The 9,247-nt window shown below is 60.1% G+C and carries 8 protein-coding genes; 7 read left to right on the top strand and 1 reads right to left on the bottom strand.

Annotated elements, in window-relative coordinates; translation table 11 throughout:
* Window positions 1-233: 233 nt before the first annotated feature.
* The gene (locus AQ996_RS04080; protein ID WP_055251278.1) at window positions 234-2,177 is read left to right on the top strand and encodes a DUF2207 domain-containing protein; all 1,944 of its coding nucleotides are present in this window, start codon (window positions 234-236) and stop codon (window positions 2,175-2,177) included.
* Window positions 2,178-2,287: 110 nt separating this feature from the next.
* Here AQ996_RS04080 and AQ996_RS04075 read toward each other — a convergent pair whose 3' ends face one another.
* On the bottom strand, window positions 2,288-2,929 hold the full coding sequence (locus AQ996_RS04075) for a GNAT family N-acetyltransferase (RefSeq protein ID WP_055251276.1): 642 nt from the start codon (window positions 2,927-2,929) through the stop codon (window positions 2,288-2,290).
* A gap of 276 nt (window positions 2,930-3,205) precedes the next feature.
* Here AQ996_RS04075 and purH point away from each other — a divergent pair, with 276 nt between their 5' ends.
* The 6 genes from purH to AQ996_RS04045 form a co-directional block, all read left to right on the top strand.
* Entirely contained in the window at window positions 3,206-4,813 is a 1,608-nt protein-coding gene (gene purH, locus AQ996_RS04070; RefSeq protein ID WP_055251274.1) for a bifunctional phosphoribosylaminoimidazolecarboxamide formyltransferase/IMP cyclohydrolase, read from the top strand.
* A 246-nt stretch (window positions 4,814-5,059) separates the two neighbouring features.
* Window positions 5,060-5,767 (top strand): hypothetical protein, encoded by a 708-nt coding sequence (locus AQ996_RS04065; protein WP_233502255.1) that lies wholly within the window; start codon window positions 5,060-5,062, stop codon window positions 5,765-5,767.
* Between the two features lie 176 nt (window positions 5,768-5,943).
* Window positions 5,944-6,615 carry a response regulator transcription factor gene (locus tag AQ996_RS04060; protein WP_055251273.1) on the top strand — a complete coding sequence of 224 codons (672 nt, stop codon included), beginning with the start codon at window positions 5,944-5,946 and terminating at the stop codon, window positions 6,613-6,615.
* Window positions 6,616-6,624: 9 nt separating this feature from the next.
* Window positions 6,625-7,668 (top strand): sensor histidine kinase, encoded by a 1,044-nt coding sequence (locus AQ996_RS04055; RefSeq protein WP_055251271.1) that lies wholly within the window; start codon window positions 6,625-6,627, stop codon window positions 7,666-7,668.
* A gap of 178 nt (window positions 7,669-7,846) precedes the next feature.
* Window positions 7,847-8,137: a helix-turn-helix domain-containing protein gene (locus AQ996_RS04050; RefSeq protein ID WP_082435520.1), complete on the top strand. Its 291-nt coding sequence runs from the start codon at window positions 7,847-7,849 to the stop codon at window positions 8,135-8,137.
* The coding region (locus AQ996_RS04045; RefSeq protein ID WP_172674607.1) for a HipA domain-containing protein at window positions 8,137-9,247 on the top strand (1,111 nt) is incomplete at its 3' end. The genes AQ996_RS04050 and AQ996_RS04045, both read left to right, overlap by 1 nt.

The raw sequence follows: 9,247 nt of genomic DNA, 5'->3' as shown, positions 1-9,247 counted from the left end.
GGCCGTCGCGAGGAAGCGGCTCAGGGCGATATACGCCGTGATGCGCGACCGGGTGCCCTACCGGGAGTAGCCCCGACGGTTGACAAAACTATAGGAACACCCAATGACTAACTGCCGGGGTGCGGGCGTGACTTTTGTCCCGTTTTGACACTCCGCTGACCTAGATGTTCGTCACATGAACCCGCAAACGTGGGACAATGACGCTACTGGTATCACAGACAAAGGATGTGCCTATGAACGCCCCCGTTGCCAAGACCTGCCGGCAGCGCCACCTGTTTGCGCGATTCGCTTCCGTCTGCGCACTCGTCGCGCTTGCGTTGTTGCTACTGCCTGCCGCCGCGCACGCCGACGGCTACTCCATGACCCAAACCTATATCGGTGCCACGGTTGAAGCCGATGGATCGCTGACCGTTGTCGAGGGACGCCAGTTTGATTTCGATGACGATATCAACGGCGTGTATTGGGATATCAATACGGGCACCAACCAGCAGGGCGGCACGGCGGGCGTCGAAGTGCTGAGCGTCGAGGAAGACGATGCCGCGTTTAGCAGGGTCGACTATGCAAACAAAGGCGACAGCGGCGTCTATACGGTTGAGCAGTCCGACGGCAGCGTAAGGATCAAGGTTTTCAGCCCCCACGAGAGCGACGACAGCGCGATCTATTACGTGAGCTACACCATGACCGGTGCGGTTATGAACTGGGCCGATACCGCCGAGCTCTACTGGAAGTTCGTGGGTGACGGCTGGTCTGCGAATTCCGACGACGTCGAGATGGAAGTTTACTTCGCGGACGGTGCCATCGGAACGCCAGCGAGCAAGGGCGACAACTTCCGTGCGTGGGGCCACGGCCCACTGACGGGCGACGTATCGATCGATGCGGACGAACCCATGGTCACCTACACCATTCCGTGCGTGCACGAGGGCGAATTTGCCGAGGCGCGCATCGCCTTCCCCAGCGACTGGGTGCCAGGACTTTCCGCCTCGAGCGAGGAGCGCATGCCGACAATCCTGAGCGAGGAGAAGACATGGGCCGAGGAGGCCAACGCCCGCCGCGCCCGCGCCCGCATGATCGCAAATACGCTTGCCGCGGTAAGTGTTGTCGCGGCGGTGACCTTTACCGGCGTAATCGTCGTGCTCAAGCTGCGCCGTCGCAAGCCAAAGCCGCTTTTCCAAGATGAATACTTCCGCGACGTGCCCTCGGCCGACCATCCCGCGGTGCTTGCAGCTCTTATGAGCTGGAACGACGTGCCCGATCAGGCATATATCGCCACGCTGATGAAGCTGACCGACGACCGCGTGATCAAGCTAGAAGAAGCGACCGAGACCAAGAAGAAGGGTCTGCTCCGTCGCGAAAAAGAGGAGCGGACGTATCGCATCACAGTGACCGACGAGGCCTGGAAGGCTGCCAAGAAGGACGGCATCGATCGCGACGTGCTCAAGGTCTTCTTCGCTGGCGTTAAGCCCGATAAAGACGGCGTCCGTTCGCGCACGTTTAGCGAGCTGGAGGAGTATGCCAGCGAGCGTACTGAATCTGTTGGCGACAAGCTCGAGGACTATCAGAGCACGGTTAAGGGCAAGCTGGAGGAGCGCGAGTTTATCGCATCGGATGGCACTATCGCGATGGTGGCCGGCCTGGTTCTCGGCATCATCACTATCTTTGGCATTTTGGGTTCTCTGTTCTATACCGACTTTGCGGACGCCAACGTCGGTGCCGCTATGGTCTCGATCCCCGTCACGATTGTGGGTTTTGTCCTGAGCTGCACCTTCCGCCGTTACACGCCGGAGGGCGCCGAGGTGGCGGCTCGCTGCAAGGCGCTCAAGCATTGGCTCGAGGACTTTACGCGCCTGAAGGAGGCCGTCCCGGGAGATCTGGTGCTGTGGAACAAGCTGCTGGTGATGGGTGTTGCGCTGGGCGTTTCGAAGGAAGTGCTGCGTCAGCTTGCCGAGGCCGTCCCGCCCGAGGTGCGCGAGGCAGATGGCTTCTACGACAATTATCCCTGCTACTGGTGGTATTACCATCATTACGGTACCGAGTCCCCGCTCGATTCGTTTAACGACGTGTATCACGAGACCATCCGCGATCTGGCTTCGAGTTCCGATAGTTCGAGCGGCGGCGGAGGCGGTGGCTTCTCGGGCGGCGGAGGCGGCGTCGGCGGAGGCGGCGGCGGAACGTTCTAGCGGTCCTAAATTACGGGACGGGCTTTTCTCGACAGCCGTCGGGGAAAGCCCGTCCCTTTCTTATGTGCCGAGATGGGACGTTCTTGAATGACTAGGTGTGGCTACCGGGGTTAGGCGGTTAGGTCCAGCTCGTAGAGGAAGCTTTCGCGCGGCATGTCGTGGCGGCGCTCTTCGCGGTTGGCGCGGTGCGTTGCCGTGCGCTTAAAGCCGTGCAGCTCGTAGAACTTCCACGAGCAGTTGGAGTCGGTGTGCAGGTGCGCCCTCGTCGCTCCGCGTGAGGACAGGTGCGAGACCGCAGCATCGAGCAACACCGAGCCGACGCCCAAGCCATGGACATCGCGATCCACGGCAAGCAGCGTGACCTCGTTGTCGTGTGGCAGGGGGCTGCTTTCGAGCAGACGGTTGTTGGTGCGGATGGTTGCGCGCACAAACGAGAGATACTCGGCGCAGGCATCGGGCTCCAGCTCGCGCATCTGCGATAGCAGCGCGCGCTCGGTATCCATCCAATGTTCCTTGACGGCGGCGCCGGAGCTTTGCCCCGCACGCGCGAGCGCAATGCCGCGCGCCTGGCCGTCGATTACGGCAACCTGCGAAAACGTCGACGACGAAAGGCAATAGGCGAGGTCGCACGCGGCCTCGAGGCGGTTGTACTCATCGTTATCCGAATTGTTATGCCAAAGCTGCTGCAGAATCAGCGCGATGGCGTCGAAGTCTTCGGTGTCAAACGGTCGGTAGAGAACCCGCGAGACCATGGTGCCTCTTTCTTTTGCGGATGCATATCGAGCACAGTTCTACCACGCCATTGGCATCTAATTATGGTGCCCCTGTGTTCCATGAACTCACCGTGCCCGGTGCCGCACCATACCCTCCGCTCGCAAGCTTTTTCTGCACATGCGGCCGTTGCGGGGTGCATCGATGCGCTCGATGCGCTACATTAAATCAGTATTTTCAATGCCGCTGCGCGAGCGCTGCAGATCGACGTATCACCGACTCACAGAGCACGGCGGCGTACCAGACAGGAGGACTGCATGGGATCTGATGTGAAGATCGCCCGCGCGTTGATCTCGGTTACCGATAAGACGGGCGTCGTCGATTTCGCACGGACGCTGGTCGATGACTTTGGCGTCGAGATCATCTCTACGGGCGGTACGGCTCGTGCTATCGAGGATGCGGGCGTTCCCGTGACCCCCATCGAGGAGTTCACGGGCTATCCCGAGATGATGGACGGCCGCGTTAAGACCCTGCACCCCAAGGTTCACGGCGCGCTGCTGGCCCGCCGCGATTCCGAGCAGCACATGCAGGAGGCGGCTCAGCACGGCATTAAGCTGATCGACCTGGTCGTCGTCAACCTGTACGAGTTCGAGAAGACCGTCGCCAACCCCGAGGTCACCTTTGCGGACGCCATCGAGCACATCGACATCGGCGGTCCCTCCATGCTGCGCTCTGCCGCCAAGAACGCTGCGAGCGTTACCGTCATCTCCGATCCGGCCGACTACGACGCCGTCCTGGCAGAGATGCACGAGACCGGCGGTTGCACCACGCTTTCCACCCGTCGTCGTCTGCAGGTGAAGGTCTACCAGACCACTGCCGCCTACGACACGGCTATCTCCCGTTGGCTTGCCGCCCAGGCAGGCGACGTGGCGGACACTTCTGCCAGGCTCGAGGTTTCGCTCGAGAAGGTCGACGACCTGCGCTATGGCGAGAACCCGCAGCAAAAGGCCACGGTCTATCGCTTTGCCGAGGGCTGCGAGAACACCGCGAGCTCGCAGTTCCCGCTCGTTGGCTCCGAGCAGATTCAGGGCAAGCCGCTCAGCTACAACAACTATCTGGACGCCGACGCCGCTTGGAACCTGGTCCGCGAGTTCGACGAGCCTGCCTGTGTGATCCTCAAGCACCAGAACCCCTGCGGTTCCGCCGTTGCAGAGGACATCACGGCTGCCTACGACCGCGCTTTTGCCTGCGATCCCAAGAGCGCCTTTGGCGGCATCATCGCTTGCAACCGCGAGGTTCCCTTTGAGTTGGTTGAGCACTTTGCCGATCAGAACAAGCAGTTCGTTGAGGTCATCATCGCCCCGAGTTACACCGCCGAGGCGCTCGAGCGCATGGCCAAGCGCCCCAACCTGCGCGTGCTGGCTACCGGCGGCGTGGACCACGGCGCCAAGGTGGAGCTGCGCTCCATCGACGGCGGCATGCTGGTGCAGGAGGTCGACCACGTGACCGAGGACCCCGCGACCTTTACGTTCCCCACCGACCGCAAGCCCACCGACGCCGAGATGGCCGAGCTCGAGTTTGCCTGGAAGGTCTGCAAGGGCGTTAAGTCCAACGCCATTCTGGTCTCCAAGGGCAAGGCCGGCATTGGCATGGGCCCGGGTCAGCCCAACCGCGTTGACTCCGCGCTGCTTGCCTGCGAGCGCGCCGAGGACTTCTGCGAGCGCGAGGGCGTGGAGAAGGGCGGCTTTGCCTGCGCAAGCGATGCGTTCTTCCCGTTCCGCGACAACGTCGACGTGCTTGCCGCTCACGGCGTGACCTGCATCATCCAGCCCGGCGGCTCCAAGCGCGACGACGAGAGTATCCAGGCCTGCAACGAGCACGGCATCGCGATGGTCTTCACAGGTGCCAGGCATTTTAGGCACTAGGGCTTTCCCAAGCACCCGACCTTGCCCCTCAAACCGTCGCTTGCGTACATTTAGTACGCGGCGCTCCTCTTTCGGGGCAATCTCGGGCACTTGGAAAACCCTTAATGGGATGTTGTTCTATCCCATTAAGCTGATCGGTCGCTTGGCCATATCGTCAAAATAATCTCTGCAAAAGACGGCCGCTCCGTTTGGAGGGCCGTCTTTTTGGTATAAGAGGACGGAATGACTAACACGAAAGGGATGACCATGCCCCAGATTGATGATGCCGAGCTGTTTGGCAATGCCGAGGACCAGCGCGCGTACGAGGACTTTTGCGCCAATCAGGAGGCGGTTGAGAAGTTTACGCTCGACGAGCCCGCGCTCGTGTGCCGGTGGCGCATGTCCAACAAAAAGGTACCCATGCTCAACCGTCACATCCGTGCGCTGTCCGAGCGCTTGGTGCAGGGCGAGCCGCTCACCCATAACATGCTCAGCTGGGCAAAGCAGCACGTTGAGTGGTCGCTTGCCGAGGGCGATTACACCGCGCACGACGGCGTGCTCATGCTAGTGATCGACGTCAACGGCAATGCCGCCATGACGGTGGGCGAGTACGAGCCGCTGGCCGATACTTCGGCCAAGGCGCTGCGTGCCCGCTCTGCCGAGGCCCGCTCCGAGGCCGACGAAACCGGCGTGGCGCCCGAGTTGCTCGCTTCCGTCAACGACGGAGAGCTGGCCTTTGTGGCGCCGGCGGACGAGTGCCTGTGCGGTACGGCGACGCTCATCGAGCAGCTGGCCCAGACCAAGGGCATCTCGGTCACGCGTGTAGACATTCCCGCGCAGCTCAAGGGTGCTTTGTTTCTGGTGAGCGACGAGCACGGCGTGGTTCCCGCTGCCGATGCCGACGCTGCCGAGGCGGACGCTGCTATGGTCACCTTCTTCGCCGACGGTTACGAAAAGCTCCGCGCCCGCCGCTAAATGATTTTTCTGGCGCGGGGATTTTATAATCATTTGATCCCCGCACCCGTTGCGAGCGAGGGCGAGTCGAACCTTTCGTTCGCGAACAGTTCTGTCACCTTGTTGCCGCGCGAGGCGCGTGCCGGCGACTTCGCGGCAATAATGGCTGTAAGACAACTAAGAGGGGAGCGTAATCCATGGCGCTGATCTATATCGTTGAGGACGACGAGCCCATTCGTCGCGAGCTCGCCGACATCCTTGCCCGTGCTGGTTTTGAGGTCGAGTCCTGCGAATCGTTTGAGCACGTCTCGCGCGATATTCTCGCTGCCGCGCCCGACCTGGTGCTGCTCGACCTCACGCTTCCTGTCAAAGACGGCCAGCACATCTGCCACGAAGTCCGCCGCGAATCCGAGGTCCCCATCATCGTCCTTACGTCGCGCACGACCGAAATCGACGAGGTCATGGCCATGACACTCGGCGCGGACGACTTTATTTCCAAGCCCTATAGCGCGCGCGTGCTCGTGGCGCGCATCAACGCGCTGCTGCGCCGCACCACGTCGGCAGGCGAGCGCAGCACCATGGTCCACAAGGGGTTGGAGCTCGACCTTGCCCGCTCCACGGTCACCAATACGGCAACCGGTGACAGTACCGAGCTCACCAAAAACGAACTGCGCATTCTCTCGCTGCTCTTGGGTCGCGTGGGCAAGATTGTCTCGCGCTCGGCCATCATGCAGGACCTGTGGGATTCCGATGCCTTTGTGGACGACAACACGCTCACCGTCAATATCAATCGCTTGCGTGCGACGCTCGACAAGATCGGCGTCAAGGGGTACCTCACCACGCACCGCGGCCAAGGCTATTCGGTTTAGGGTCCGGCCATGTCGTTTGGCAAGTTCTTTAAAGACGCGTTGCTGCCCGTTGCCGTGTGGACGTGCGGCGTGCTACTGAGCTGCTTTGTGCTGACGGTGGCCGGCGCCCCCGCATCCATCGTGATCGTGGCGGTTGGCGTGTCCTTTATCTTTGGCGTACTGGGTATCGTGATCGAATATGCGCGCCGTCGCCGCTTTCTGCACCAGCTGGAGCGTGCGGCCGAGGAGCTGGAGAGCCCTGCGTGGGTGCAGGAGATGGTGCAATGCCCAACCTATGCCGAGGGCGAGCTCGAGTACGAGGTTCTGCGCCGGGTGGGTAAAGCCGCGTGCGATGAGGTTGCCGAAGGCCGGCGTCAGACCGATGACTATCGCGACTATATCGAGAGCTGGGTCCACGAGGCCAAGCTGCCCCTGGCGGCAGCCCATCTGATTTTGGAAAACTTGGACGGCAGCGAAGACGACCTGTCGCGCGTGGATGACCTGGGTCGCGAGCTGGATCGCGTGGAACGCTATATCGACCAGGCGCTGTACTATGCGCGCTCGGAAGTCGTGGAGCGCGATTACCTGATTCGCCGCTGTGATCTTAAGACCTTGGTGGCGGGTGCGATTAAGGCCAACGCGCGCGAGCTCATTGCGGCGCACGTGGCTCCGGTGTGCGAGAACCTCGATTTCGAGGTCTTTACCGACGAGAAGTGGCTCGAGTTTATCCTGGGCCAGCTCATTCAGAACAGCATTAAATATGCGTGCGAGGACGGCGCGAAGATCGTGTTTTCGGGCGCGTTGCTGGACGAGGGCTTGGCAAGCGAGCGCATTGAGCTTGCCGTCGCCGATAACGGCTGCGGCGTGTGTGCGGCAGACCTGCCACGCGTGTTCGAGAAGGGCTTTACCGGCGACAATGGCCGCACCACCAAGCGTGCAACGGGCATCGGCCTCTACCTGGTGGCGCGCCTGTGCTCCAAGATGGGCATCGACGTCACCGCAGCGTCCGACCCCGGCGAAGGTTTTGTCGTAACGTTTGCCTTCTCGACGAACAAGTTCCAATACTTTGAGTAGCCGGCCCGTATGGCGCGGCCGATCGGAATCTTCCCGTCTGGGAACAAACCGGGGGCTTTTAACAACTATATTCCTGAACGGGAACATTGCTAATGAAGTCGATACTATATTCTCGTACATGAACATAGCTTAGTAGTTTTATACTGTGTTCACGAATAGGAATATAGCTAGGAGCATCATGAGAACAGTGACAACGATTAAAAAGCTGGATGGGCGCATCAAGCTCAAGCCGTCAGAAGCTGCTTTCTCGGAGCGCATGGTTTTCGATCCGGCCGAGATGGGGAAGGCCCTCAGGCTCAGAAGGCGTGAGCTTGGCTTAACTCAACGTGACGTCGCGACTATGACGGGTCGCAGCCTTCGTGTGATCGGTGATATCGAGCGGGGGCGGACAACGGTCGAAATTGGCGTCATTTTCGACTACGCCTCCATCGTGGATATCGATTTTATTCTGAAGGTGAGGGGAAAATAATGGATGGCGCACTGTTCGTTCATCGTGAGTTTAATGGTTCCTACCAGCTGGTTGGCGTATTAGAGGAAAACGCCGGGCTTCCGATATTCGCCTATGACCCCAAGTATCTCGAGAGTGCTGATGCGGCCCCGATTTCGGCCTCGCTGCCTTTGTCGGCCGAGGCGTTCAGCCCGGACGTAACGGGCTCCTTTTTCTCTGGCATCATTCCAGAGGGGCAGCTTAATAGGGACCTCGAGAAAAGGGCGCGAGCGGAACGCGGAGATTACTTTAAGGTGCTCGATTTGGTCCGCGATGAACCCGTCGGCGCTCTTGTTTTGACGCGAGAGCCTTCGGCCGAGGGTCTCGAAATGGGCTATGAAGAGATAGATGGGGAGCGGCTAAGCAGGCTGGCATACGCACCGGCGGAGGTTGCTTTTGACTTAGCGCTAGAGAGTCGAATCTCCCTTGCGGGTGCTCAGGCGAAGGTTGGCCTTTACCATACGGGCGATGACCCGTGCGGCGGATGGTACCTGCCTCATGGAGCGGCTCCATCTACGCACATCCTCAAGGCGGGGTCGAAAACATTTCCGGGCGAGACGGTGTGTGAAGCAATGTGCGTTAGAGCCGCATCTCTGATGGACCTATCGGCCGAAGAATGCTATCTAATCCGGGTTGAGGACGCCGAGCCGATTATCGCTGTGAAGCGATTTGATCGAGTAACGTCGGATGACGGACGCTCGGTTGATGGATTGCCAATTCCATATCGTTTGCACCAGGAAGATGTTTGTCAGGCCAAGGGTATCTCGCGTGAGCTTAAATATGAGCCGACGGGCGTCAATTATCTGGGACTTATCGTCGATGCGGTGCGAAGGGTGTCGACTAATCAAATGGAGGATAGGTTCCTTATCGGCTATAACCAGCTGTTCGATTATGCCGTAGGTAACTGCGATAACCATCTTAAGAACTGGTCGCTCGTGTGGGACGAAAGTTGGAAACAAGTGAGGTTGGCGCCGCTCTATGACGTGCTGTGCACAACGGTTTACCCCAGCCTTGTTCGCGAGATGGGCGTCTCGTTTGGTGGGAGCCGGAAGATCGACGATGTAACGCGCGGATCGGTGATGAACCAAATGA

Origin of the sequence: Collinsella aerofaciens (genome assembly GCF_001404695.1) — a bacterium.
Lineage (GTDB): Bacteria > Actinomycetota > Coriobacteriia > Coriobacteriales > Coriobacteriaceae > Collinsella > Collinsella aerofaciens_E.
The sequence above is the reverse complement of the archived record's forward strand: the minus strand, read 5'-3'. Positions and strand labels throughout refer to the sequence as shown.

Bases quoted from the DNA above. Each gene is read 5' to 3' on its own strand.
- AQ996_RS04055 (WP_055251271.1), top strand. From the start codon at position 6,625: ATGTCGTTTGGCAAGTTCTTTAAAGACGCGTTGCTGCCCGTTGCCGTG.
- AQ996_RS04050 (WP_082435520.1), top strand. From the start codon at position 7,847: ATGAGAACAGTGACAACGATTAAAAAGCTGGATGGGCGCATCAAGCTC.
- AQ996_RS04065 (WP_233502255.1), top strand. From the start codon at position 5,060: ATGCCCCAGATTGATGATGCCGAGCTGTTTGGCAATGCCGAGGACCAG.
- AQ996_RS04080 (WP_055251278.1), top strand. From the start codon at position 234: ATGAACGCCCCCGTTGCCAAGACCTGCCGGCAGCGCCACCTGTTTGCG.
- AQ996_RS04060 (WP_055251273.1), top strand. From the start codon at position 5,944: ATGGCGCTGATCTATATCGTTGAGGACGACGAGCCCATTCGTCGCGAG.
- purH (WP_055251274.1), top strand. From the start codon at position 3,206: ATGGGATCTGATGTGAAGATCGCCCGCGCGTTGATCTCGGTTACCGAT.
- AQ996_RS04075 (WP_055251276.1), bottom strand. From the start codon at position 2,929: ATGGTCTCGCGGGTTCTCTACCGACCGTTTGACACCGAAGACTTCGAC.